Consider the following 25,125-nt stretch of genomic DNA (forward strand, 5'->3'; position numbering starts at 1 on the left):
AAAAACCTTTCGCATCTTTGTGTAGAGTGTCGACTCCAGTCTATTCCTGTTGCGCAAATCGCGCTACGCAGAATGTTCATCTTTTCAGGCACAAACGGCCTATTTGCTACATTTTTATAACATGGGGCACGAAATGCGCTCGACCCTAAAGACAGCTTATGGTGTGATCGGGGTTCAATAAATCGCTAAACAAGGTATACTCCAGCGGTTTTCTTAGTTGTTTATTGTACTAAACGCTCCCGTGAGAGGACGCAACAGCGCACCTATGACACAATTCGCTTCTCCTGTTCTGCACTCGTTGCTGGATACAGATGCTTATAAGTTGCATATGCAGCAAGCCGTTTTTCACCACTACTATGATGTGCAGGTAGCGGCTGAGTTTCGTTGCCGTGGCGACGACCTGCTGGGTATTTATGCCGATGCTATTCGCGAGCAGGTGGACGCGATGCAGCACCTGCGCCTCCAGGAGGACGAGTTCCAGTGGCTCTCCGGCCTGCCCTTTTTTAAACCGGATTATCTGAACTGGTTACGCGAGTTTCGCTATAACCCAGCTCAAGTCTGTGTCACCAACGATAACGGCAAGCTGAATATTCGCTTAACCGGCCCGTGGCGTGAAGTCATTATGTGGGAAGTGCCGCTGCTGGCCGTGATCAGTGAGCTGGTTCATCACTACCGCTCGCCAAACGCGGGCGTTGATCAGGCGCTCGACGCGCTGGAAAGTAAGCTGGTTGATTTCACTGCGTTAACCGCCAATCTCGATATGTCCCGCTTCCACCTGATGGACTTCGGCACCCGCCGCCGTTTCTCTCGTGAAGTGCAGCAGGCGATAGTTAAACGTCTCCAGCAGGAGTCATGGTTCGTCGGCACCAGCAACTATGATCTCGCGCGTCGCCTGGCGCTGACGCCGATGGGCACTCAGGCGCACGAATGGTTCCAGGCGCATCAACAAATCAGTCCGGACCTGGCGACCAGCCAGCGTGCCGCGTTGGCCGCCTGGCTTAACGAATATCCGGACCAGCTTGGTATCGCCTTGACAGATTGCATTACAATGGATGCGTTTTTACGCGATTTCGGCATTGAATTCGCCAGCCGTTATCAGGGGTTACGCCACGACTCAGGAGACCCTGTCGCATGGGGCGAAAAGGCGATTGCCCATTATGAAAAGCTGGGGATTGATCCGCTGACAAAAACGCTGGTCTTTTCAGATAACCTTGATCTGCCAAAGGCGGTCGAGCTCTATCGCCATTTCGCCTCTCGCGTGCAGTTAAGCTTCGGCATCGGTACCCGCCTGACCTGCGATATCCCTCAGGTAAAACCGCTCAATATCGTGATTAAGCTCGTGGAATGTAACGGAAAGCCGGTGGCTAAACTTTCCGACAGCCCCGGTAAAACGATCTGTCATGATAAAGCGTTTGTGCGCGCGCTGCGTAAAGCGTTCGATCTCCCGCAGGTGCGTAAAGCAAGTTAACCATGCCTGTGCGAAGCGCCCGGAAAGTGGGCGCTTTGTTACTCTTCTGACCATCTTACCTGTTCTGGCCGCGATGGTTACTCCTCTTTCCCTTCACTCTTCGACATATTTACGTGCGTAATTTGCGTTGTTTTTTCAGAATGAGTGTCCCGCTGTGTACGCGTTCTGAATAAATTGAATTCGCTAATAAATTCTTTACGCAGCAAGAACAGAGCAATTACGTTGGGGATAACCAGAAAACCGACAGCAATATCAGCCATTAACCAGATTACCGGGATTTCCATATTAACGGCAATCAGTGGCGGCAAAAAATATAGCCATTTAATGATGCGTTCTAGCTTATCGCCAAAGATATAGTTTATCGAAGTGCGAAATTTAATATATGAACCAAGATAAGAAGTAAACAGAATCAACGCCACACCGAGACAGAGAACCTGAACAATAATCGGATGCCATGTTTCTTTTAAGGCGGCAAAGATAATCTGAATACCTTGATAACTGGCATCTGTCCACATACCAGAAGCAAGTACAGCAAATGCGGTAAAGTTACAGGTAATCATTGAGACAAAAAATACTTCCACTGCCCCCCACATTCCCTGACGGAAAGCATAATCCACGTTGGCAGTAGCATGTACTGTGGCCGAGGTACCCATGCCGGCTTTGTTAGTGAATATTCCGCGACTGGCTCCTTTACTGATGGCCATCATGATGGTTGACCCGACAAAGCCACCGACTGCTGGCGCAGGGGCAAAGGCATAATAGAAAATACTTTTTATAACCTGTGGGATAGCCTCGATATTCAATACCACTACACCAGCGGCACCAATGAAATAGGCAATGGTGATCGGTGGAAGTGCAATCGTACAGAATTTACCAAGACTGGAGAGTCCTTTTAAAATAACCAACGCGCCTACGATGACAATAAATCCCCCGATGACGCTTGTTGGGATTTCAAACGTATAGTGAATGACCGCCGCCATCGTATTAGTTTGCACAAAACAGACATCCGTAATAACCAGAATCATTAATGCAAACGCATATAATCCTGCCAGGGGATGCCATTTTTTATTGAGCCCTTTCTTAATATAATGCATTGGGCCGCCATAATATTCGCCATTCTCACCTTTACTTCGGTATTTCACCGCCAGCGTCACTTCAACCATTTTGGTCATCATACCCACGACCGCAATGATCCACATCCAGAAAATTGCCCCAGGTCCGCCAACCGCAATAGCCGCAGCAACACCTGCGATCGTTCCCGCGCCTAATGAGCCGGATAGCACAGTGGCAGCCACCTCTATTGATTTTAAGGATTTTTTAGACGCTGCCTCGCCAGTAGTGTTTTGTTTATTTTTTCCGGCAAGTGTACCAATTGTATTACGGTAAATTTCTTTTAAATTGATAATCTGGAAAAATTTGAGGCGTACTGTGAAATAAAAGCCAATGCCGATAACACACAAAAATAATGGGCCACCCCATAGAAATTCAAAGAGTTGTGAAAGTTGCTCTAACATAATGACCTCGGATTTAAATTAATTCGTTCAGTCTCAGAAATAATCTTTCCAGTTCAGCGTAATCCTGAATTTTGCCAACAACACTAAACTGGAAAGTCAGCGGGTAGGAGCATCCCTTACTCACTAAATGCCGTTTTAATGGTATATTGTTATGAAGTTTTGCTTCCTGCATTAGGTTTATTATGCGTATAAAAAACGCGTTTTTTACATGCTGCCTTTATTATCTAATTTTTTAGTCGTAATGTTTAAGCACTGCGTCCGTTCCAGACTATATCTTCATAAATATCTGGGGACGTATCGCCTTCTGTGCTAATAAGCAGAACATGAGCATTGGCATCAAGCTGTAAGCGATTAGCAAGATCCTGATAATGCATATTGTTCATCAACTCATAAAGTAACCCTACGCCAATAGCTCCGGACTCGCCGGAAATAAAAGGCGTATCCGTACCTGGACGCGGCGCGGCAGAAATGCGCATACCCTTAGCCGCCAGACAATCATCAGCGGAAATAAAACAACTGGTGTTGTCCCGAATAATAGGCCAACTGATAATATTCGGCTCCCCACACGCAAGCCCGGCCATTATCGTCGCCATATCGCCAGTGACGCAGTGAGGTTGACCATCATTCATAACTGCGGATTGATAAAGACAGTTGGCCTGATGCGGTTCAACCACAATAATATTAGGGATACTTTCCTGCATTTTTTCAACAAAATAACCCATAACACTGCCAGCAAATGATCCCACCCCCGCTTGTAAAATAAGGTGGGTTGGCAACGGACTGTTTGTTTCTGCGAGCTGATCATAAGCTTCAACCGCTAGTGTCATATAGCCTTGCATAATCCACGTTGGGATCTCTTCATACCCTGTCCAAGCTGTATCCTGCAAAAGCACCCAGCCTTTTGTTTGCGCCATTCTATGGGCCAGTCGCACTGCATCATCGTAGTTCAGATCGGTGATGGTGCATTCAGCTCCATGATGGCGAATATTCTCTGCCCGGATTAACGATGATCCTTTAGGCATATAAACGACGGCTTTTAGACCTAATTGCTCCGCCGCCCACGCCACACCACGGCCATGATTGCCATCCGTCGCGGTAACAAAAACACAATCCTTAATTTTTTCTTTAATCTCAGGAGTGTTAAGGGCAGCAAAACTTAACGAGTTAATATCACATTGCAATTTATCAGCGAGATATTTTCCTACAGCATAAGAGCCGCCCAGACCTTTAAAAGCATTCAGACCAAAACGCCAGGACTCATCTTTAATATGGATGGACCCTAGTCCAAGCCGCCGGCTTAGATGCGCCAGATTATGTAACGGCGTAACGGCATAATTGGGTAATTTTTTATGAAATGCTAACACCTCACGCCCAACATTTCCGTTAAGCAAACTTAAAGCCGCTCCTGTACCATATTTTTTCCGACGTGTATTAAACTGGTATTTAATAAGCTCATGCATAATGATACCTTTTGTTAAAGTTTATTTATTGAAATAATATGTTTTTGGCAATTATTGAGTAGAAACAAGTAAAGAACTCGCGTTTTGTGGCTGTAGTAGTGGTTATCCTCACTTTAATAAACCGTACTGATAAAAGAGCCGCACAATATCTATTACGTCCTTTTCTTTATTCCACTGATTATGATAGTACTATGCTTATTGCTGTTAAATGGCGCGAAAATGCCCATCGTCGTGCAATTTTCACCTTTTTTTAACGACCTGGACGCGGCAAAATTGCGCACAGTGATAGTCATCACATTAAAGAGGTTATTTGCGATATGAAGCTTGACGCCTGGGATAAAAACATTCTGACATTATTGCAGCGCGATAATCGTCTTTCTCAGCGGGAAATCGCCGAACAGGTCAATCTTTCACCTTCGGCAGTGAATCGTCGTATCGCGGCACTGGAGGAGGCGGGCATAATTAAAGGCAATGTCAGCCTTATTGATGCTGGCAAAGTGGGACGCCCGGTCACGATTGTGGTGCAGGTGGTGATCGAAAACGAGCGATTCAATTTACTGGAAGAGGCTCGTCAACGGTTTGTCAGTTGCCCGCAGGTGCAGCAGGTCTACTACGTAACGGGCGATTTCGACTTTTTACTGGTGCTCAATGTTCGTGACATGGCGGAATATGAAGCGCTTACCCGTGAGCTTTTCTTTTCCTCAGGCAATATTAAGTCTTTTAAAACGATTGTCGTGATGCAAAACGCCAAGCAAGAGATGCGCGTCCTGATCGAGTAACGTGCGCAAAGCTTGCAAAACCAGCCTAAATTCTCAATGGTTCGCGAGCAGGTGCGAACTTTTTACAGGTTTCTTTCTGAAAACCTGCTTCCAGATGCGATTTCTGCTTGTCTGATTGCAGATGCCAGGTAACATAGGAATACCCCCATTTCGGGTGGACAAGTGTTTATTTTTTCCGACTATTAACTAGAGAGAATATTATGAGCGTTGTGCCTGTAGCCGACGTACTCCAGGGCCGCGTAGCCGTTGACCAAGAAGTCACCGTGCGCGGATGGGTGCGTACCCGCCGAGATTCAAAAGCTGGCATCTCCTTCCTCGCCGTTTATGACGGCTCCTGCTTTGATCCTGTACAGGCTGTCATTAATAATTCTCTGCCCAATTATAATGAAGAAGTATTACACCTGACGACAGGCTGCTCCGTGGTAGTAACAGGTAAGGTTGTCGCGTCGCCGGGACAGGGGCAAAGTTTCGAAATCCAGGCTACGAAAGTAGAGGTCGCAGGCTGGGTGGAAGATCCGGATACCTACCCGATGGCGGCAAAACGCCATAGCATTGAGTATCTGCGTGAGGTCGCGCATCTGCGCCCGCGCACCAACCTGATTGGCGCGGTAGCGCGCGTTCGCCATACTCTGGCGCAGGCGCTGCATCGCTTCTTCGATGAGCAGGGTTTCTTTTGGGTCTCCACCCCGCTGATTACCGCTTCCGATACCGAAGGCGCTGGTGAAATGTTCCGCGTCTCAACGTTGGATCTGGAAAACCTGCCGCGTAACGACCAGGGCAGAGTAGATTTTGACAAAGACTTTTTTGGCAAAGAATCATTCCTGACCGTCTCCGGCCAGCTCAACGGTGAAACGTATGCCTGTGCGCTGTCCAAAATCTATACTTTTGGGCCGACCTTCCGCGCGGAAAATTCCAACACCAGCCGCCACCTGGCGGAGTTCTGGATGCTGGAGCCGGAAGTGGCGTTCGCCGATCTGGAAGACAACGCCCGTCTGGCGGAAGCCATGCTGAAATATGTCTTCAAGGCGGTTCTGGAAGAGCGTGCGGATGATATGAAGTTCTTTGCCGAACGCGTAGATAAAGACGCTATCGCTCGTCTGGAGCGTTTTGTCTCTACCGACTTCGCTCAGGTGGATTACACCGATGCGGTCGCCATTCTGGAACGCTGTGGTAAGACATTTGAAAACCCGGTGTTCTGGGGCGTCGACCTCTCTTCCGAACACGAACGTTATCTGGCGGAAGAGCATTTCAAAGCGCCGGTAGTGGTGAAAAACTATCCGAAGGAAATTAAAGCATTTTACATGCGCCTTAACGAAGATGGCAAAACCGTGGCGGCCATGGATGTGCTGGCGCCGGGAATCGGCGAAATCATCGGTGGTTCCCAGCGTGAAGAGCGTCTGGATGTGCTGGATGCCCGTATGGCCGAAATGGGGCTGAATAAAGAGGATTACTGGTGGTATCGCGACTTGCGTCGCTACGGTACTGTACCGCATTCCGGCTTTGGCCTGGGCTTTGAACGCCTTATCGCTTACGTCACGGGTGTGCAAAACGTGCGCGATGTTATTCCGTTCCCACGGACCCCACGCAACGCCAGCTTCTGATTTTTACGTCACACTCAAGGCCAGCTATGCTGGCTTTTTTTTCGCCTGAATGTCAGCTTTATTATCAATAAGTAAATAAATTTAATTACAACCCTCTGAGTTACCACATCTTGTTACTATATATTTCACGAAAATATTTACACATAAAAATTAATCCTTAATTTTATTGCGGATTAGATTTTTCTGTTCTAATAGCACAATTTTTCACCACAATTTCAGACATCAAGACTTCTAAATGGCTATTTTTATGAAATAGCTCTTCTGCTGCTTTTTCAGGCACAACGGTTCTACAAGCCAATAATTACAATAAAATCATAGTGATAAAAGAAAAACGATCAAATCAAAGCGAGAACTCAGGGGAAGTTTGACGTTGTTCACAAAGTTCCGCGAAAATAACATTTGTTTACATATTTTTTCCTTTTGAAACTAAATCTTTATATTTGTAGCATTTTCACGGTAGCGAAACGTTAGTTTGAATGGAAAGATGCCTGTCAGACACATAAAGACACCAAACTCTCATCAATATTTCTGTAAAGTTTTATTGACGGCAGTGGCAGGTGTCATATAAAAAAACCAATGAGGGTAATAAATAATGATGAAGCGCAAAATCCTGGCAGCGGTGATCCCTGCCCTGCTGGCTGCTGCAACCGCAAACGCAGCAGAAATTTATAATAAAGATGGTAATAAGCTGGATCTGTACGGTAAAGCCGTGGGTCGTCACGTATGGACAACGACCGGCGATAGCAAAAATGCCGACCAGACTTATGCCCAGATTGGTTTTAAAGGGGAAACGCAGATTAACACCGATCTGACCGGTTTCGGTCAGTGGGAATACCGTACTAAAGCAGACCGCGCTGAAGGCGAACAGCAGAACTCGAATCTGGTCCGTCTGGCCTTCGCGGGTTTGAAATACGCGGAAGTGGGGTCAATCGATTATGGTCGTAACTACGGTATCGTTTACGATGTTGAATCCTATACCGATATGGCCCCCTACTTCTCCGGCGAAACCTGGGGCGGCGCCTATACTGATAACTACATGACCAGCCGTGCTGGCGGTTTGTTGACCTACCGTAACTCTGACTTCTTTGGTCTGGTGGACGGTCTCTCTTTCGGTATCCAGTATCAGGGTAAAAATCAGGACAACCACAGCATTAACTCTCAGAATGGCGATGGCGTAGGTTACACCATGGCATATGAGTTCGACGGCTTTGGCGTCACCGCAGCGTACAGCAACAGCAAGCGTACTAACGATCAGCAGGATCGCGATGGTAATGGCGATCGCGCAGAATCATGGGCCGTTGGCGCGAAATATGATGCAAACAACGTCTACCTGGCTGCCGTATATGCTGAAACCCGCAATATGAGCATTGTTGAAAATACGGTTACCGATACCGTGGAAATGGCAAACAAAACGCAGAACCTGGAAGTGGTCGCTCAGTACCAGTTTGACTTCGGCCTGCGTCCGGCAATCTCGTATGTGCAGAGTAAAGGTAAGCAGTTGAACGGCGCCGACGGCTCGGCCGATCTGGCGAAATATATTCAGGCGGGCGCGACTTACTACTTCAACAAAAACATGAACGTATGGGTTGACTACCGTTTCAACCTGCTGGACGAAAACGACTACAGCTCCAGCTACGTTGGCACCGACGATCAGGCGGCTGTCGGTATTACTTACCAGTTCTGATCAGCAGACCCCTTTGTTTTATGCCTCAAAAACAGGACTTCGGTCCTGTTTTTTTATCTCTCTTAGAGAAAATGTGCGTCTTTCAAAAACAGGCGGGCTTTTTAGCGCTAACGGTTGGCATTTTGTAAATCTGCCGTTAACCTGATAGCGGATTTCCCTTCTGTAACTATAATGGAACCTCGTCATGTTTGAGAACATAACCGCCGCTCCTGCCGACCCGATTTTGGGCCTGGCCGATCTGTTTCGCGCCGATGACCGTCCAGGGAAAATTAACCTTGGCATTGGCGTATATAAAGATGAAACCGGCAAAACACCGGTGCTCACCAGCGTTAAAAAAGCCGAGCAGTATTTACTGGAAAATGAAACGACGAAAAACTATCTCGGCATTGACGGGATTCCGGAATTTGCTCGCTGCACTCAGGAACTGCTGTTCGGCAAAGGCAGCGCGCTGATTAACGACAAGCGCGCACGCACGGCGCAAACGCCGGGCGGTACCGGCGCGTTACGCATTGCCGCCGACTTTTTGGCAAAAAATACTCCGGTAAAACGGGTGTGGGTGAGCAACCCCAGCTGGCCGAACCACAAAAGCGTGTTTAACGCTGCCGGCCTGGAAGTTCGGGAGTACGCTTACTACGATGCGGAAAATCACACGCTGGATTTTGAAGCGCTACAAGCCAGCCTGAGCGAAGCACAGGCCGGCGATGTGGTTCTGTTCCACGGTTGCTGTCATAACCCAACCGGCATTGACCCTACTCTGGAACAGTGGCAGGTTCTGGCTGAGCTTTCCGTTGAAAAAGGGTGGCTGCCGCTATTCGATTTCGCTTACCAGGGCTTTGCCCGCGGCCAGGAAGAAGATGCGGAAGGTCTGCGCGCCTTTGCCGCGCTGCATAAAGAGCTTATTGTCGCCAGCTCCTACTCCAAAAACTTCGGCTTATATAATGAGCGCGTCGGCGCCTGCACCCTCGTGGCTGCCGATGCGGAAACCGTGGATCGCGCTTTTAGCCAGATGAAATCCGCCATTCGCGCTAACTACTCCAACCCGCCAGCGCACGGCGCGTCCATCGTCGCGACTATCCTGAGTAATGACGCCCTGCGCGCTATCTGGGAACAGGAACTGACGGACATGCGCCAGCGTATTCAGCGTATGCGTCAACTGTTCGTGAATACCTTGCAGGAAAAAGGCGCGAACCGTGACTTCAGCTTTATTATCAAGCAGAACGGGATGTTCTCATTCAGCGGTCTGACCAAAGATCAGGTGCTACGTCTGCGTGAAGAGTTTGGCGTTTATGCCGTGGCTTCTGGTCGCGTGAACGTGGCGGGCATGACCCCGGATAATATGGAGCCGCTGTGCGAAGCCATTGTCGCGGTACTATAAAAAGCTGTCGACTGGCGTGACCGATAAAAAAGCCTGCACATTGCAGGCTTTTTCATTCTGCTTACCAGACCGGCATCTCATCTTGCAGGAAGGGATTATGCAGACGCTCGTATCCGAGCGTAGAGAGCGGGCCGTGGCCAGGAATAAAGGTCACATCATCGCCAAGCGGCAATAATTTACGCTTAATGGCGTCAATCAACTGGGTGTGATCGCCGCGAGGAAAATCGCTGCGCCCGACGCCACCTTTGAAAATCACATCGCCGGAGATCAGCAGTTGCGACTGTTCATCAAAGAAAACCACGTGTCCCGGCGTGTGTCCCGGACAATGTAACACCTGTAACGTCACATTCCCTACGCTGACGCGATCGCCGTCGTTCAGCCAGCGATCAGGCGTCAGCGGCTGACACTCATCCAGACCAAACATGCGGCTTTGCGCCGGCAGTCCTTGCAGCCAGAACTCATCTTCTTTTTCCGGACCGATAACAGGAACGCCGTAATGCTGCGCCAGTTCACTCGCCGCGCCGACATGATCGAGATGCCCATGCGTGAGTAAAATTTGCATCAACGTCACGCCGCTGGCGTCCACTTCCTGTTTAATTTTTTCCGCGTCGCCGCCCGGATCGACCAGCGCCGCCAGCCGGGTTTGTTCGCACCAGATTAATGAACAGTTCTGGGAGAACGCGGTGACCGGAATAATACGATAGTTCATACTGCTCCTTTGATTAAGCCTCGCTGATTACCAGTGCCGCGCCGGCCCGGTATCAATATGCACAAAGTTACTACGTGGGTAATATCCTACACCACCTGCGCGCATAGATAACGCCGCTTTGCGAATATTGCTCAGCGCCACGCCTTCAATATGAAAATCCATCGCCTGCCCTTTTGTATGGTAGCTTTTTTTCGCTACGCCGCTGCTACGGGCGCGTAATTCATTATTGGTATCAAGAGAACGGTAGCCTGAGATGAGCTGCACAGGTTTACGCGTCCCTAACAGCCCCTGAAGTCGGTAAAGTTGGTCAAACAGGCGGGGATCGATTGATCGGACTTTATTCGCGCGATAGTCACGGAAAAAATGGTTTAACTTTGCTAATTCATCCTGAATGTAGGCTCTTCCATCGAAAAACTCCGCCTTGATTGACTCTCCGGTATGGAGATTGTTTAACGTCAAAATGCGCGGGCGTGGGGTCGAGAGTGTGGCAAACGCTGGCGCGGGCAGGATGGCGGCGCCGAGAGCGACACCACCAAGCGCCAGCAGCTTGCGGCGATTAGCGTCAAATTTGTCCATGATAATCAGGTCTACAGGTCAATGTTATCGTTAATACACTTCTACCTTTAAGCAGACATGATACCGGCTGGCACAGACTTCTGAACGGCCCGGTCGACTTAAAGGTTGTTGTATATGCACTTCTGGCGCACGAAAGGCACCTTAACTGCCGATAAAGCCCGCGTCAAGATGGCCCTCCCCCAGCCACAACGGGGGTCTACAGCGAAACGCCCCGTTGAAGCCAAACATTAGGACAACATATTTACCAGAACTTCTTCATTTACCTGATTAATTGTTCAACCTTTGGCACAATTTGTGCGCTGGATCGCGCTGTGAGATCGTAATTGTAAATATCTGTACGATATTGCATACGTCCATCTGCGCCGACAAACGCGGTCAGATAGTAAAGATTTACTGGAATGTTCTGCCGGATATTGACATACCGCGTGTCGCCTTGCTTCAGGGCGCCTGAGATCCGCGCATCGTTCCAGCCAGCATCCTGCAAGAGCATATTCGCCAGTTCAGAGGCCTTATTGACCCGCACGCAGCCGGAACTTAACGCCCTGGCGTCACGCTGAAAGAGAGTATGGTTAGGCGTATCGTGCAGATAGATCGCATCAGAGCTCGGCATATTAAATTTATAACGCCCCAGCGAATTGTGCGCGCCTGGCGCCTGCTGGAAACGGAACGGAAGATTCGATGGCGTAATGGTGGTCCAGTCAACCTGCCACGGATCGATCGCTTCTTTGCTGTTCCAGCCGCGCATCACGGTGTAGCCATGGCGCTCCAGATAGCCTGGGTCATTCCACACCTTCGGTAAAATGTCTTTACGCGCAAGCGTGGGCGGAACGTTCCACGGCGGGTTCACCACCACATTATTCAGCGCGCTGCTCATCATCGGCGTTTTACGATCGGGACGCCCGACGATCACCCTCGAAGCCAGCACCTGGTTGCCATTCTGATAGTAGACCAGCGAATAAGCGGGAATGTTTACCATAATACCGGTAGAGAGTTCCGCCGGCAGCAGGCGTAAACGTTGGATATTCAGTGCCAGTACGCCTGCGCGTTGCGCGGGGGTCATATTAAGCCAGTTACGCGTCGCCGGGCCAATAACGCCATCCGCCCCCAGCCCTTGCCATGCCTGAAAACGCTTTACCGCCTCGACCAGTTCATTATCGTAGGCGGCGCGTACCGCCGGAGCCGGCTTACTACGGCGGGCCGTTTGTTCGTCGACCGGCTGCGCCACCGATGTTTCGTCGACCACGGCGGAGGGGCTGACGACGGCGCTATCAGCAGTGTTATCGCCGGGTAAGGCTATCTTTGGACCGCCATCCAGCATCCCCGTACGCTGTAATATTTCGCGCAGCGCAGGCACATCGTTACTCCATTGCCCCGGGCGCAGCGTTGCGGTATTGGCCAACTGCGGCCACGGGCGAGAGTCCGCCACCAGCTTCAGCAGCGCGTCATGCATGGGCGCATACTGTGGATGCTGCGGCGCCAGGCTGGCGACAAACATCGGCAACTGCCCCTCTTCCAGCGCGATTTGCCACTGGTTAATCACCGAGACTGGCGGCGTCGCCAATGCGTAAGGTTTGTTGCTATATAACCAGCGCTGGCCTTTGACGGGGATATTCGCAATGAAATGGAGATAGCCCATCATAGCGTCTGACAACACAACATCGCGCGCCATACCGTTTACGGCGGGATCGGTCAACAATGCCACCCAGGCGGTAAACTGCGGCTGGAATCCGGCAATCGCCACCTCCGCCAACTGTTGCTGGAAGACTTTCACCGCATCGCGATTATCCCACATGGGCTTCATGTCGCGCGCGGCATACAGCAATGTCAGCTGGCTCATATAGACCGGCGTATAGCCGGAAGGAAGCTGCGACTGTAAATCAGCCCGGACTTTCTCGGCTGAAACGCCCTCCGGCAGCGGCTGAATCCCGGCCATAATCGCCGTCGCGGCTGATTGCTTCTGCGGCCCAGCTAGATCCGGCGCGGCAACGGCGCTATCGCCAGGTATCATTTCAGGCTCATCGGCCTGCGCATTGAACAGTGGAGCGAATGTTACGGCCAGGCATAAACTGATTGCCGACAGACAACGACCACACATCTTGTTAAGCAACATCCCTTGCCCCCTGTTTTCGTTATCATACTCCGCATGACTGTGCTGCCCGCAGCGCGGGTCAACCGCAACCAATGCTTTTGTTTAGTATGACGAGTCAGCCTGCTCACTCGTCAGGCTTAACTCCAGTATATAAAGTTCGTTACGTTTTTGCCTAACCTAATGTAAAGAAGTTTAAAGAAAATGCACTACCCGGAGAGATTTTTCAGATAAAGAAAAAGGCGGCTTTCGCCGCCCCAGGCTAATGATAAAGCAGAACTTGTTGTGCCGGATGGCGGCGTAACCGACTTATCCGGCCTTGCCTGATAAACGAGGCGCCATCAGGCACGTCATCGTTTCTGCCGTATTTAACTCGCTTCTGAAGGCGTATCTTCCGTTTGCGTACCGGGAAGCGTTTCCGGAAGCTGCGGCGCAAAGCCACGCAGCCCGACAACATGAACATGCTCAGTATTCTGAAACACTTTACGCACCAGTTTATAGGTCGTGCCCTTCTCCGGACTGATGTTTTCCGGCGCGGCGATGATGAGCTGCATCTGCAAACGTTCGCATAGTTCAAACAGCGTGGCGATAGAGCGCGCATCCAGACGCGCCGCTTCATCGAGGAACAGCAGGCGACATGGCGAAATATCTTTCCCGCGCAGTCTGCGCGCTTCGTCTTCCCAGCTTTGCACAACCATCACCAGAATTGACATCCCGGTCCCGATAGCTTCCCCCGTTGATAGCGCGCCGGATTCCGCACGCAGCCAGCCGTCGGACCCACGGTTAACTTCAACTTCCATTTCCAGATAGTTACGGTAGTCCAGCAGCTCCTCGCCGATGGTCTGCGGCGTGCGTTGCCCCATATCGATCTGCGGATTCAGGCGCTGGTACAGTTTCGCCAGCGCTTCGGAGAAGGTCAGACGATTGCTGTTAAACAGATCCTGATGCTGCTCCTGCTGTTCTGAAAGCACATCCAGCAAGGTGGCATGCGTTTCACGCACGTTGACGTTTAACCGCACGCTATTCACCTGGCCAAACGAGACGCTTTGCAACCCCTGGTTCAGCATGCGAATACGGTTCTGCTCACGCTGGATAGTCTTGCGGATAATGTTTGCCACGCTGCGGGAACTGATCGCCAGCTTTTTCTCACGCGATGTCAGCTCTTCCGTCAGACGACTCAGCTCAATCTCCATTTGTTCAATGGCTTCAACCGGATCGTCGGTACGAATAATATCCTGACGAATACGTTCGCGCAGATGCTGGTAAACGGCCACAAAGAACTGGATTTTACGTTCCGGGCGTTTCGGATCTTCCGACAGACGCAATACGTCGCGCAGATGTTCGTTATCCGCGACGGCCAGGCGCAGCGCGCCCAACGCCTTATCCGACATGGAGCGCAGTTCATCCGCCGACAGATAAGCCAGCTCACGACGGTGCAGACGGCGTTCCACGCCATTGTCTTTCACCATCCGCATGACTGCGCACCAGCCGGCTTTCGCGGTCACGACCTGCTCGCGCATTTCATGATAATCACGCTCCAGCTTGCGCAGCTTACGGGTCAGGTTCTCCATCTCCGCTTCGCAGAAGGTGAGCGCTTTCTCAAGCTGATTGCGACGCGAACGGTTATTGCTCAACTGGGCGTGCAGTTCATCGCGACGCTGGCGGGCACGCTCTTCCGCCCCGCTGTCGGCGCGAACGCCAATATCCTGTAATTCGCGCTGCAAATCGTTAAGCAGCTCTTTTTTCGTGCCGTAAGAGCTTTTTAGCGAGGCCAGGACCTGGCTGTACTGACTTAACTGCGCGGCATGGCTGCGCAGCGCTTCGCGGGCGCGGGTACGCTCGGCTTCCGCCTGCTCCAGCCGCTGGCGCAGCTTTTCGTTGAGATCGCTGTTGCCGCTCAGCATTTCCGCCGAGTCGGAATAGCTGAAATGCGCCCGACGTTCGACAACTTCAGCCAGAGCAAAAGCCTGCTGGCGCGCGTCGCGCTGCATTTGCTGCGACCATGCATAGTCTTCTTTTAACTGCTCAAACTGTTCCGGATCGCTTTGCAGAACGGAAACCACCGGCTCCAGTTTGGCTAACTGGTTGCCATATTGCTGCACAAATCGCGCCGCTTCTTGCGCCTCATCCAACCGTTCCTGAATTTCATCGACCCGATCGGCCAGCGTTTCATCGGCCAATAAATTCAGCCGCGGCAGCAAACGGTTAAGCGCGGAAACGCCCTCTTTGGCCTGCTCAAACTGAAGGCGCTGCTGCTGGTTGTCGCTTTCATGCGTCGCCAGCGCGCGCTCCAGCTCGACGCGACGCCCGTTCAGTCGGCGAATTTCCGCTTCCGGATCGTCCTCAAAGGCAACAGAAAGGTGGCTACCGATAAAACGGCTGAACGCCTGGTGCAAACGCTGGGTTTTCTGCACGTCAAACGAGAGCGTGGCAAAGCGCTCGGAAAGCACTTCCCGTTCCGCATGGAGACTTTCAATACGGTTCTCGCGCGCCGCACGGCCAAAAATAGGCAGCGACGGAAAACGCGAATAACGCCACTGACGGTCGGCAATTTTCACGACCACCGCCTTTTCCAGCTCGTCAACGCTGAATACGCTGTCATCAAAAGACTGCGGATCGCCTTCGATCAGGTACAGATCTTCCGGGCAGTCGGTCAGACCTTCAAGCTGTTCGGCTATTTGCGATAAATCCGGTACGACGATCGCATGGCGCGACGGGCCATACAGTGCGGAAAAGTACGGCGCATCTTCAAGACTGACATCATCGTAGATTTCCGACAGCAGTACCCCGCCAAAACGCTCCGCCAGCGCATTCAAACGCTGATCTTCCGCGCCGCCCGGCTGGCTTAAACGCTCGATCTCTTCATCAACCGCATTTTTACGCGCGCCCACTTCGTCGCGTTCGACAATGGCTTCGCGCTCACGCTCCAGTAGCTGTTGCAGGTATTCGGTCACTTCCTGGCTGGACGTAAACTCCTCGCCGCACTGTTCGCTAAGCTGGTTCAGGCTATTCTGCGCCGCCAGCCAGACAGGAGCGCGTTGCATCAGATGCTGGATACGGGATTGCAGCTGTTCCTGTTCCTGACGCAAGGCCATACGCTGTTCGCTGGCTGACGACACGCTCTCAGACAAGGACGCGATGCGGGCTTCCAGCTCCTGATGCAGCGCTTCCAGTTCGTCAATATCAAAATTTTTGCCCTGTCGCTTACAGAACTCAGCCAGCAGACGTTCCGCCTCTTGCTGCTCGCGCAGCCGCTGTTCCAGTTCGCTCAGGCGCATCCGCAGCGGCTGTACCTGTTCCGCCAGATGACGCTGGTTCACGCCGTCCCGTAACAGCTCGCGCGCCACGTCCCAGGCTTCGCTACGCGCCAGCGGGCCGTTGATCGCCGCTACTAGCTGGTAAGCCTGCTCAAACTGGCTGTGCGCGGTTTGCGCCACGCTCATTTTTTGTTCCAACGACAGCAGTTTTTCCGTAGCTTCCTGCTCTTTTGCCTGGAAAGTATCCAGCCATTCGGCGGCGCTTTCCGGCGTTAGATCCGGCAGATGACAAAGTTCTTTAGCGCGGGCAAGCGCTGATATCGCCTGGTTATACTGAATCGCGCGCGTTTGCTGTACATCCAGCGCCTGCTGGTAATCCGCAAGCTGGCTTTTGAGTTCATCGACTTCCAGCTCGGCGGCTTCGGCACGCGCTTCATTTTCGTCCTGCATTTCGGCGGCTTCCGCCACCACTTCGTTTTGCTCTTCGAGTCGAATCTGCAGCTCTTCAAGATCCGCTTCGTAGCGTTCAATTTTTTCCTGCTGACGCAGCGCGGTTTGCACCAGATTCAGGTGATCGCTCGCCGCCTGGTAATCCGCCTCAAGAGAACCTTCGGCGCCGTTATGTTCGCCCAACTCACGGGCCATATCGACGTGCTTGTACTGCTCAGCCGCCAGTTGTTTGCGCGATGTGTACAGTTCGCGTCGAAACGCCAACGCCTGATCAAGGTGAACCCGACGCTCATTGGCGTGGCGCATATAATCCGCCGCCACATAATCGGTGGCTTCGCTGATCAAATGCTTAAACAGATCGCGATCGGATTGGGTAACACGAATCGCTTCCAGCGTGAGTCGGTTCTCGCGCAGCGCCGCTTCCATATCCTGGAACGCCTTGCGCACGCCGCTGTTTTCCGGCAATAAATAATCGCGTAGCGATCGGGTAATGGCGCTGGAGATCCCGCCGTACAGCGAGGCCTCTATCAAACGATAGAATTTACTACGATCGGAAGCGGAGCGCAGACGACGGGCGATAATCCCTAAGTCAAACATCAGCGAATGATAATCGGTGATGGAGTTAAACTGCTTAAACTGCACGCCTTCCATCTCGTCAAGCTTGTCTTTCAGCTCAGCAAGCGACAGTACGCGCGCCTGACGTTCGTTTAATGTCTCCGTCACCAGTTGTGTCGGCTGTACCGACATCGGCAGCCCCTGGATAGCGAACGGTTTGATGTCCACTTTGCGATCGCGCCCAGCGACCTGCTGCAGACGCACGCCGACCACCACCCGCTGATGGCGGGAATTAATGGTGTCGAGCATGGAGTAACAGACGCCCGCCTTCAGCTTACCGTGCAGACCTTTATCGCGCGAACCGCTGGTGGCGCCGGCTTCCGTGGTGTTACGAAAGTGCAGTAATGTAAGATCCGGGATCAGCGCCGTGACGAACGCCGCCATCGTCGTGGATTTCCCGGCACCGTTGCCCCCGGATAACGTCGTGACCAGTTCATCCAGGTCAAAAGTACGGGCAAAAAAACCGTTCCAGTTAATCAGCGTTAGCGAGCGAAATTTACCGCGTTCAATCATTATTCTTCCTCTCCACTGTCCGGCTGACTCTCTTCGGTCTCATCATTAAGTTGCAGATGGTTTTCAATGGGCATCGCTTCCCCGTCGCGGATGAGACGACGCTGCGCCTCGCGAGGATCGTCGCCGGCGCGGACATCCGCGCCAAAGCGGAAGACCGATTCGGTAATGCGGAATTTGCTGCTGTCGTGGCCCATAAACCATACCATGCCCAAACGACGCAGGCGGTTTAAAGAAGAACGCACCTTTTCCTGCAGTTTCTGACGATCAACGTCAGATCCCGTCGAGCGGTTATTAACCAGCTTTAGCAGTTTGGCTTCGTCCGCAAGGGTAAGCAGCTCGTCGTACAATTCTTGCTGAGTAAAGATCCCTTCGTTGGCCAGACGCTCCGGGCTAAGATAGAGGTAGCAGAGAATTTTACCGACCATCATATCCAGTTCGGATAACACCGAGCGCGGGATAAGCGTGGTAGAACGCGGACGCAGGTAGAAGAACCCCTCCGGCGCGCGAATCAGTTCCACGTTATAACGCGCGTAAAACTCTTCCAGGTATTCCTGAAAATCCATCAGAAAGGCATGATTATCCAGTTCGTCCAGCCCGATGTGGCGGCCCGAACGTAATGCGCTATCCAGCGCCGGAAATAACGGATTCGCCAGCGCCTGCGCCAGCTTAACCGGCATCACTTGTTCAATATTTGTCAATGACATGCGCCTGTACCTTGGCTCCGTAATCATTAATCGGCTGCCATTTGGCTGGCAGTCCGGTGAAATCTGCTTGCGCTACGCCAAGACGTACCGCTTGATCGATAACAATACGCGCCACGTCGAAATGACGCGCGCGCGGGTATTGCGCCAGATACTCGCGCACCACCAGCCCAAGATCCAGTGGCGTTTGTCTGGTTTTGTAGATAGCCAGCTGTTCTTCAATGATGGCCGCTAACTGCTCGCGGATCTCGTTAAACTCTTCATATTCCAGATCCGGCGGAAACTCCCCGGTGACTTCATCGTCACGCAACGCCATCTCTTCATCGCGCATATCCAGCAGACGATCGGCATTCGCGTAGGTTAGCGCCCAGGGATCGTCAAAATAAGTCTGCACGGACTGGCGCAACCGCTGGGCGAAGACACGGTTTTTATCCATATCGATCGCGGTACGGATAAATTTATGCACGTGACGATCGTAGCCGATCCATAAATCAATAGACTGCTGACCCCAACTGATAATGCGGTCGAGTTTACTTTGTAAGTCAAACACCAGCCTGTCGACAACATGCAGATCGTCGTGCGTCATCGTGGCATCCTGAATGCGCAGCAGGTTAGCCTGCAGCTTATCGCCCGCCGCCTCCAGCGTATCCTGCAACTCGCGCAGCGTACCGGACGTTTCGGAAAGCAGCAGCTCACAGCTGGAAATCGCCGCCCGCCAGTCTTTATTCAGCAGTTGTGCGATATCGTCTTTCACCTGCTGCTGCTGTTCATCCATGATGCGCTGGGTGAGATCGATACTGTCGAAAATCTCCGCCACCGAATATTTCAATGGCGCGTAAACGTTGCGATGCCAGTGGAACTCATCGCCCCCCTCCGCTGCCGCATCCGCCGCGCGCTTCAATTCGCCGGCCACAATCGACAACTGCATAGAAAGACGCAGCGTAGAGAATTCGCGTTGACGAATGTAGTAATCGGTGATGCCAATCCCGAGCGGGGTTAATCGGTAAATCGCATTGCCTTCCGCCTGCTCGCTGGTAAAGCGGTTCAGCAGACGTTGACGCACCATATCGTTAATCGCGTTGTTCGCGCGCACGCCGATGGTTTCGCTGGTTTGCTCAAACGCATCACTCACATGGCGGAATGCATCCACCAGCTCGCCTTCACTCATCTCACCGTCAAGGCGTTCGCCGTTCAACGTGGCGACCGCCAGCAGAAAGGAAAGTCTGTCTACCGGCAGCGAGATGGAAAAGTCGTTTTTTCTGGCCCAGGCAACCAGTTCGGGGACTGTCTGGGAAAATTCACTCATAGGTTATCCTTGCATCTGCGGCTAGCGCCGGGCTTTTAATCGCGGTGACATGAATGTAGCGCCCAAGGCTAATATACGGCTCCTGGCGGCAATAACGCGTTTCCAGTTCGACCAGGGTCTCATAACAGTCACGCTGCTGGTGTTTTTCACGCAGATAATCATGAAACACACGCACGCCGGTTTTACCGGTAATCTGCCAACCAATCGCCTCCAGCCACTGGTACACCTGCGCGGGGTCGCGCGGGTAGTCAGGCGACAGCGTGCGCTTCTTGCGTTTAGGCATCCCCGCCTGCACGTAGTCAAAATTACCCGCCACCATATTGTGCATCAGCAAACCGTTAGCGTTATAGAACATCAACGACAGCGCGCCGCCAGGGCGCAATACTGACCAGAGCGTTTCTAATACGCCGACAGGATCGGCTACCCACTCCAGCACAGCATGAAACAATATCAGATCAACCGGGCTTTCCAAATGCGAAGCGACGTCCTGAGCCGGGCATTGTATAAAATGCATGTCTTTGCTCACACCTTTTGCCTCGGCCGCCTGCCGCGCGCGGGCGATCATTTCGCCAGACAGATCGCATAACGTCACCTGATGGCCGCGTTCCGCCATCTTAATCGCCGTTTGCCCTTCGCCGCAGCCGGCATCCAGCACCCGCAGTTTCCGCCCGCCAATCTCCTCCAGCACGCGATCCAGGTCTTGCCACAGAATGGCTTGCCGCAGTTGTCCTTTGGTCGTGCCGTAAATGTTACGGGAAAACTTTTCAGCAATGTCATCAAAATTGCGATCCTGCATCGGACTCTCCACAGGCTGGCTCAGGCGTTATCTGATAAAACCGCTATTTTGTCACAGCCGCGGCCAGAATGAACCTGTCTGGTGTAATATCACCGTTAATCCTCCGCTATATGGTTAAAAAAGGAACCAAAAAGGATGCTTTTTACGCTAAAGAAAGTGATTGGCGGTATGTTATTGCCGCTTCCGCTGATGTTGCTGATCATTGGCGTCGGCCTGGCGCTGCTCTGGTTTAGCCGCTTTCAGAAGACCGGAAAAGTATTTATCAGCGTAGGTTGGCTGGCGCTATTGCTATTAAGCCTGCAACCCGTCTCTGACCATTTGCTGCGTCCGATAGAAAACCGCTACCCTACCTGGCAGGGTCCGCAAAAGGTGGAATATATTGTGGTTCTCGGCGGCGGCTATACCTGGAACCCGCAGTGGGCGCCGAGCTCTAATTTAATTAACAACAGCTTGCCGCGGCTGGCGGAAGGCATTCGGCTGTGGCGCGCGAATCCGGGAGCCAGGCTGATTTTTACCGGCGGCATAGCAAAAACCAATACGGTAAGCACGGCGGAAGTCGGTGCGCGGGTGGCGCAGTCGCTGGGCGTACCGCGTAGCGATATTATTACGCTGGATAAGCCAAAAGATACGGAAGAAGAAGCCGCCGCCGTTAAGCAGGCCATCGGCGACGCCCCTTTCCTGTTGGTAACCTCCGCCTCGCATTTGCCGCGTGCGATGATTTTCTTTCAGCATGCCGGGCTGAATCCGCTTCCCGCGCCGGCGAATCAGTTGGCGATCGATTCGCCGCTCAATCCCTGGGAGCGGGCAATTCCGTCCCCGGTCTGGCTGATGCACAGCGATCGCGCTGGGTATGAAACATTAGGGCGACTTTGGCAATGGCTGAAAGGCATATCAGGCAAGCCAGGGGAGTAATGATTTCGCCGCCAGATCAAAATTGGTACGGTTAAAACGTCCGGTATTGACCAATTGCGCAACCTCGTCCCACAGCACATAGAGCCAACGCCGCCAGATGAAGGACTCCGCCACTGGCGCGCGTTGCAGATAATGCCAAAGCAATCCCTCCGCCAATGGATTATCCATCAGGCGAAACAGTTCGAACTCTCTCGGCGCCCACAGCATCAGCCCGGGGCCGACCATCGCCAGAAGCTGATCGCTACGGGCGTCTTTAAGCATACTGCGCAGGCAGAAGTTGCCATGCACCAGTACGCAGTTGTCGTTAAACCCTTCAAATAACGAAGGAAGACATTCTCTGGTACGAAACAGAATGCGTCTGTCCTGCATCGTCAGGCCGGTATTGCTGAACTGATTTAGCGTCGTCCACAGCACCTCCACCCGCTGACGATACCAGGAAGGCCAGATATTCTCCTGAGTATGGTCTACGGCGCCAACGCAACCGCGGCTATCCTGCCGATGCCAGGCTAACAGCCCTTCGACAATCTGATCTTTTAGCTGTTCCCAGCGTTCCGGAGTGCGCGCCGGCGCCTCTACCGGTACACCGCGCAGTCGTTCCAGCAGCAGCACATCCGGACCAAGATGCTCTTCATGCGTCAATACGCCATAGATTACCGGCATCCTCACCGTACCGCTACGCGCCAGCATTGAGGTTTTCCAGGCCAGTTGCTGCGCAACGCCGGGAGTGGTAAAACTTCGCGCCATCAGCGGCATCGGGATGCCCTGGCTGTCATATAATGACCACAATGCGGAATCCGCTTTCTCATTCACGCACTCTATACGGCTAAGTTTTTCACCCAACAAATGACTGAGTTCGGCCCGCAACTGTTCCATTCCAGATTACCCCCATTAGTGCTACTGCTTTAATAATGAGCGTCGTATGGACAGATGTCACCCGTATCAGATCAAGGGAAGAAAAGAAAAATGAGGAAAATCGTAACGGTACGAGAAAGCTGCCACTAGTGAGCAGACGTGAGTATTCATCTTTGCGCTATCATACCGCGCTGTTCATGACCGTCTAAGACGATCATGAACAGGATCATGTTAACGCATTTCAGCGCGCACGCGCTCCAGGTCGTCGGCGGTGTCTACGCCCGTGCCGGGCACCGCTTTGGCGACGGCGACATGAATTTTTTCGCCGTACCACAGCACACGGAGTTGCTCCAGCATTTCAATATGTTCCAGCGGGCTGGGTTGCCAGCTCACGTAACGGCGGATAAAACCCGCGCGATAGCCATAAATGCCCAGGTGACGAAGGCAAGTATCTCCTACCGTTTCCAGACTTTTTGCAAAGCGGTCGCGATCCCAGGGAATCGTCGCCCGGGAAAAGTAAAGCGCATAGCCTTCAGCATCCAGCACGACTTTTACCGCATTCGGGTTAAACGCTTCTTCGGCGCTGTGAATCGGCACCGCCAACGTCGCCATGCCAACCTGGTGCTGCGCCAGATTTTCCGCGACCTGGCGAATAATAACCGCCGGGATCATCGGCTCATCGCCCTGAACGTTCACAATAACGGTATCGTCGCTGAATCCGCACTTCTCTACCACTTCCGCCAACCGTTCGGTGCCGGACTGGTGATCGGCGCGCGTCATGCACACTTCGCCGCCAGCCGCTTCTACCGCACGAGCCACGTCTTCATGATCGGTGGCAACAATAATGCGTTCCGCGCCAGATTCGCGCGCCCGCTCCAGGACATGAACAATCATGGGCTTACCATTAATATCCACTAATGGTTTTCCTGGCAGTCGGGTAGATGAAAAACGGGCCGGAATGATGACGACGAAACTCATGATTTACTCTCATCAGATGTCAGGGCGCGAGCTTCATTTTCCAGCAATACAGGAATGCCGTCGCGTAACGGGAAAGCGAGATTATCCAGTTTGCAAATTAATTCTTGCTGTTCCTGGTTATACCAGAGTTTGCCGTTACATACCGGGCAGGCGATGATTTCAAGCAGACGATGATCCATAGTTCCTCCAGATGGACCGGATTGTGAATCCTTCAATATTAACATAATCGGTTATGGTGCAGGGTCTATTTCCCAGCCATGACGCATGGCGCTAAACAGGCCTGGCGGACATTGTCCCAGCGTCACGCGCGATGCCCGTTGCCAGGCAGCAAACGCGCTAATCGCCTGCCAGATTCCTTTTTGCAGACTAACGCCAGGGCGAATATCGTCCTCCAGATACAGCGAGATAACCTCAAGCACCCCCGTTTTACGGTGCATTTTGGCATCCATTCGCCCGACTAAACGGCCCTGGTATAATAGCGGCAGCACAAAATAACCGTACTGGTGCTTCGCCGCAGGCGTATAACATTCCAGCCGATAGTTAAATCCGAAGAGCTGCGCTGCCCGCTTGCGATCCCATACCACAGGATCGAAAGGCGACAGCACTGCGCTATGGGTCGCCTTTAAGACGTTATTCAGCGCTGGTTCCAGCTGCGAAAGAAGATCGGCATGAAGCCACATCCGCCCCAACGTTTCCACCTCGACCGGAATAATCTGCTGCTGTTCCGCCCGGCTCTCCCGCCATCCCTTCAGGTCAGGACGTTTCAGGCGGTAGTAATCCGCCAGCCACTGTTCACGGAAAATCCCCAGACTGCGCGCGCTATTATCCAGCATCAGGTTTTCCGCCTGCGACTGTGACAGTCCATCGCGTTCATCATCCCAGTGCAGCATCACACGGGGCGTTAAATCATATACACGTTGAAAATTACGCCGCTCAACAACCATGACTTTTCCGGCGGTAAATAAACCCTCAGGTGGCGTTTATGTGGTTTCCATTCCCACCAGCCGATGACGCCTTTCCGCGCATGTTCAAAATCGGCAGAACGCACCGGACCGTGCTCCTGAATATGCCGCACTAGCTGTTCTATTTCTTCCGCGTGCTCATGCATCCATGCCGCGCGATATTTCCAGCCCATCTTTTCCGGCGACAGCATACGATGGCGGATAAGTTTAAAGTCGCGGCGTGGTAAGAAACAGGCCTCATGCGCCCAGTATTCCATTAACTCTCCGCGTCGCAGCGCCTCATCCAGCCAGGCCTGCGGGTACGAACCGAGACGGCTAAACAGCACCAGATAGGGGCTACGTGCGACAACATTGATGGTATCAATTTGCAGCAACGCCATGCGTGAGATGGCGGCAAGAACATCGCCAGGCAGCACGTTACGGCGTGGCTTTTTCAATAGCCCCTGCGCAGCAAGGTGAAGACACCGGGCCTGGGAAAGGAAAGGTACGGCAATGACATTCATGACTCCATAAATTCATCACTGCCGCTGC

At 52.4% G+C, this 25,125-nt stretch carries 18 protein-coding genes and 1 pseudogene; 6 read left to right on the forward strand and 13 right to left on the reverse strand.

Annotated elements, in window-relative coordinates; genetic code table 11:
* Positions 1–265: 265 nt before the first annotated feature.
* Complete coding sequence (pncB, locus tag ACQ29O_RS13985) at positions 266–1,468, forward strand: nicotinate phosphoribosyltransferase (RefSeq protein WP_000191404.1); 1,203 nt, start codon at positions 266–268, stop codon at positions 1,466–1,468.
* Between the two features lie 77 nt (positions 1,469–1,545).
* On the opposite strand, the gene ACQ29O_RS13990 is transcribed toward pncB, so the two are convergent.
* Both ACQ29O_RS13990 and dpaL read right to left on the reverse strand, forming a co-directional pair.
* Positions 1,546–2,982 carry an alanine/glycine:cation symporter family protein gene (locus tag ACQ29O_RS13990; RefSeq protein WP_020937046.1) on the reverse strand — a complete coding sequence of 479 codons (1,437 nt, stop codon included), beginning with the start codon at positions 2,980–2,982 and terminating at the stop codon, positions 1,546–1,548.
* Positions 2,983–3,227: 245 nt separating this feature from the next.
* Positions 3,228–4,442, reverse strand: coding sequence for a diaminopropionate ammonia-lyase (gene dpaL, locus ACQ29O_RS13995; RefSeq protein ID WP_000544855.1), 1,215 nt, complete (start codon positions 4,440–4,442; stop codon positions 3,228–3,230).
* Positions 4,443–4,759: 317 nt separating this feature from the next.
* Here dpaL and ACQ29O_RS14000 point away from each other — a divergent pair, with 317 nt between their 5' ends.
* The 4 genes from ACQ29O_RS14000 to aspC all read left to right on the forward strand — a co-directional run bounded on the left by ACQ29O_RS14000 (position 4,760) and on the right by aspC (position 9,881).
* The gene (locus ACQ29O_RS14000) at positions 4,760–5,221 is read left to right on the forward strand and encodes an Lrp/AsnC family transcriptional regulator (RefSeq protein ID WP_000762342.1); all 462 of its coding nucleotides are present in this window, start codon (positions 4,760–4,762) and stop codon (positions 5,219–5,221) included.
* Between the two features lie 200 nt (positions 5,222–5,421).
* Positions 5,422–6,822, forward strand: a complete 1,401-nt coding sequence (gene asnS, locus ACQ29O_RS14005) for an asparagine--tRNA ligase (protein ID WP_000117867.1) — start codon at positions 5,422–5,424, stop codon at positions 6,820–6,822.
* 592 nt (positions 6,823–7,414) lie between these two features.
* Positions 7,415–8,506, forward strand: coding sequence for a porin OmpF (gene ompF, locus ACQ29O_RS14010; protein WP_000977709.1), 1,092 nt, complete (start codon positions 7,415–7,417; stop codon positions 8,504–8,506).
* Positions 8,507–8,690: 184 nt separating this feature from the next.
* On the forward strand, positions 8,691–9,881 hold the full coding sequence (aspC, locus tag ACQ29O_RS14015; protein ID WP_000462657.1) for an aspartate transaminase: 1,191 nt from the start codon (positions 8,691–8,693) through the stop codon (positions 9,879–9,881).
* A 61-nt stretch (positions 9,882–9,942) separates the two neighbouring features.
* On the opposite strand, the gene ACQ29O_RS14020 is transcribed toward aspC, so the two are convergent.
* From ACQ29O_RS14020 to cmoM, 7 genes are all read right to left on the reverse strand, one after another.
* A complete protein-coding gene (locus ACQ29O_RS14020; RefSeq protein ID WP_001109471.1) occupies positions 9,943–10,590 on the reverse strand; it encodes an MBL fold metallo-hydrolase in 648 nt (215 codons plus the stop codon).
* Between the two features lie 27 nt (positions 10,591–10,617).
* Complete coding sequence (locus ACQ29O_RS14025) at positions 10,618–11,166, reverse strand: YcbK family protein (RefSeq protein ID WP_000357052.1); 549 nt, start codon at positions 11,164–11,166, stop codon at positions 10,618–10,620.
* Positions 11,167–11,425: 259 nt separating this feature from the next.
* A complete protein-coding gene (gene ldtD, locus ACQ29O_RS14030; RefSeq protein ID WP_000925870.1) occupies positions 11,426–13,276 on the reverse strand; it encodes a L,D-transpeptidase in 1,851 nt (616 codons plus the stop codon).
* A 344-nt stretch (positions 13,277–13,620) separates the two neighbouring features.
* On the reverse strand, positions 13,621–18,087 hold the full coding sequence (gene mukB, locus ACQ29O_RS14035) for a chromosome partition protein MukB (RefSeq protein WP_000572747.1): 4,467 nt from the start codon (positions 18,085–18,087) through the stop codon (positions 13,621–13,623).
* Positions 18,087–18,791, reverse strand: coding sequence for a chromosome partition protein MukE (mukE, locus tag ACQ29O_RS14040; protein ID WP_000060025.1), 705 nt, complete (start codon positions 18,789–18,791; stop codon positions 18,087–18,089). The genes mukB and mukE overlap by 1 nt, the downstream gene beginning before the upstream one ends.
* A complete protein-coding gene (mukF, locus tag ACQ29O_RS14045) occupies positions 18,772–20,094 on the reverse strand; it encodes a chromosome partition protein MukF (RefSeq protein ID WP_001288832.1) in 1,323 nt (440 codons plus the stop codon). The genes mukE and mukF overlap by 20 nt, the downstream gene beginning before the upstream one ends.
* A complete protein-coding gene (cmoM, locus tag ACQ29O_RS14050; protein WP_001154020.1) occupies positions 20,087–20,890 on the reverse strand; it encodes a tRNA uridine 5-oxyacetic acid(34) methyltransferase CmoM in 804 nt (267 codons plus the stop codon). The genes mukF and cmoM overlap by 8 nt, the downstream gene beginning before the upstream one ends.
* 135 nt (positions 20,891–21,025) lie before the next feature.
* Here cmoM and elyC point away from each other — a divergent pair, with 135 nt between their 5' ends.
* On the forward strand, positions 21,026–21,802 hold the full coding sequence (gene elyC, locus ACQ29O_RS14055; RefSeq protein ID WP_000899553.1) for an envelope biogenesis factor ElyC: 777 nt from the start codon (positions 21,026–21,028) through the stop codon (positions 21,800–21,802).
* Here elyC and ACQ29O_RS14060 read toward each other — a convergent pair.
* The 4 genes and pseudogenes from ACQ29O_RS14060 to ACQ29O_RS14075 form a co-directional block, all read right to left on the reverse strand.
* Positions 21,782–22,675, reverse strand: coding sequence for a YcbJ family phosphotransferase (locus ACQ29O_RS14060; protein ID WP_000436885.1), 894 nt, complete (start codon positions 22,673–22,675; stop codon positions 21,782–21,784). The two genes, elyC and ACQ29O_RS14060, sit on opposite strands and share 21 nt — an antisense overlap.
* 210 nt (positions 22,676–22,885) lie before the next feature.
* Complete coding sequence (kdsB, locus tag ACQ29O_RS14065) at positions 22,886–23,632, reverse strand: 3-deoxy-manno-octulosonate cytidylyltransferase (protein ID WP_000011571.1); 747 nt, start codon at positions 23,630–23,632, stop codon at positions 22,886–22,888.
* Positions 23,629–23,811, reverse strand: a complete 183-nt coding sequence (ycaR, locus tag ACQ29O_RS14070; protein ID WP_000350061.1) for a protein YcaR — start codon at positions 23,809–23,811, stop codon at positions 23,629–23,631. The genes kdsB and ycaR overlap by 4 nt, the downstream gene beginning before the upstream one ends.
* Before the next feature lie 51 nt (positions 23,812–23,862).
* Positions 23,863–25,093 (reverse strand): annotated as a pseudogene (locus tag ACQ29O_RS14075) (winged helix-turn-helix domain-containing protein).
* Positions 25,094–25,125 lie beyond the last annotated feature (32 nt).

The sequence above is a fragment of the Salmonella sp. GDC200615 genome, from assembly GCF_050574145.1.
Classification (GTDB): Bacteria; Pseudomonadota; Gammaproteobacteria; order Enterobacterales; family Enterobacteriaceae; genus Salmonella; species Salmonella enterica.

Coding starts and splice junctions, on each gene's coding strand:
- ACQ29O_RS14060 (WP_000436885.1), bottom strand. CDS start 22,675: ATGGAACAGTTGCGGGCCGAACTCAGTCATTTGTTGGGTGAAAAACTT.
- elyC (WP_000899553.1), top strand. CDS start 21,026: ATGCTTTTTACGCTAAAGAAAGTGATTGGCGGTATGTTATTGCCGCTT.
- ACQ29O_RS13990 (WP_020937046.1), bottom strand. CDS start 2,982: ATGTTAGAGCAACTTTCACAACTCTTTGAATTTCTATGGGGTGGCCCA.
- kdsB (WP_000011571.1), bottom strand. CDS start 23,632: ATGAGTTTCGTCGTCATCATTCCGGCCCGTTTTTCATCTACCCGACTG.
- asnS (WP_000117867.1), top strand. CDS start 5,422: ATGAGCGTTGTGCCTGTAGCCGACGTACTCCAGGGCCGCGTAGCCGTT.
- mukE (WP_000060025.1), bottom strand. CDS start 18,791: ATGTCATTGACAAATATTGAACAAGTGATGCCGGTTAAGCTGGCGCAG.
- ompF (WP_000977709.1), top strand. CDS start 7,415: ATGATGAAGCGCAAAATCCTGGCAGCGGTGATCCCTGCCCTGCTGGCT.
- ldtD (WP_000925870.1), bottom strand. CDS start 13,276: ATGTTGCTTAACAAGATGTGTGGTCGTTGTCTGTCGGCAATCAGTTTA.
- ACQ29O_RS14025 (WP_000357052.1), bottom strand. CDS start 11,166: ATGGACAAATTTGACGCTAATCGCCGCAAGCTGCTGGCGCTTGGTGGT.
- ycaR (WP_000350061.1), bottom strand. CDS start 23,811: ATGGATCATCGTCTGCTTGAAATCATCGCCTGCCCGGTATGTAACGGC.
- dpaL (WP_000544855.1), bottom strand. CDS start 4,442: ATGCATGAGCTTATTAAATACCAGTTTAATACACGTCGGAAAAAATAT.
- pncB (WP_000191404.1), top strand. CDS start 266: ATGACACAATTCGCTTCTCCTGTTCTGCACTCGTTGCTGGATACAGAT.
- mukB (WP_000572747.1), bottom strand. CDS start 18,087: ATGATTGAACGCGGTAAATTTCGCTCGCTAACGCTGATTAACTGGAAC.
- mukF (WP_001288832.1), bottom strand. CDS start 20,094: ATGAGTGAATTTTCCCAGACAGTCCCCGAACTGGTTGCCTGGGCCAGA.
- ACQ29O_RS14020 (WP_001109471.1), bottom strand. CDS start 10,590: ATGAACTATCGTATTATTCCGGTCACCGCGTTCTCCCAGAACTGTTCA.
- aspC (WP_000462657.1), top strand. CDS start 8,691: ATGTTTGAGAACATAACCGCCGCTCCTGCCGACCCGATTTTGGGCCTG.
- cmoM (WP_001154020.1), bottom strand. CDS start 20,890: ATGCAGGATCGCAATTTTGATGACATTGCTGAAAAGTTTTCCCGTAAC.
- ACQ29O_RS14000 (WP_000762342.1), top strand. CDS start 4,760: ATGAAGCTTGACGCCTGGGATAAAAACATTCTGACATTATTGCAGCGC.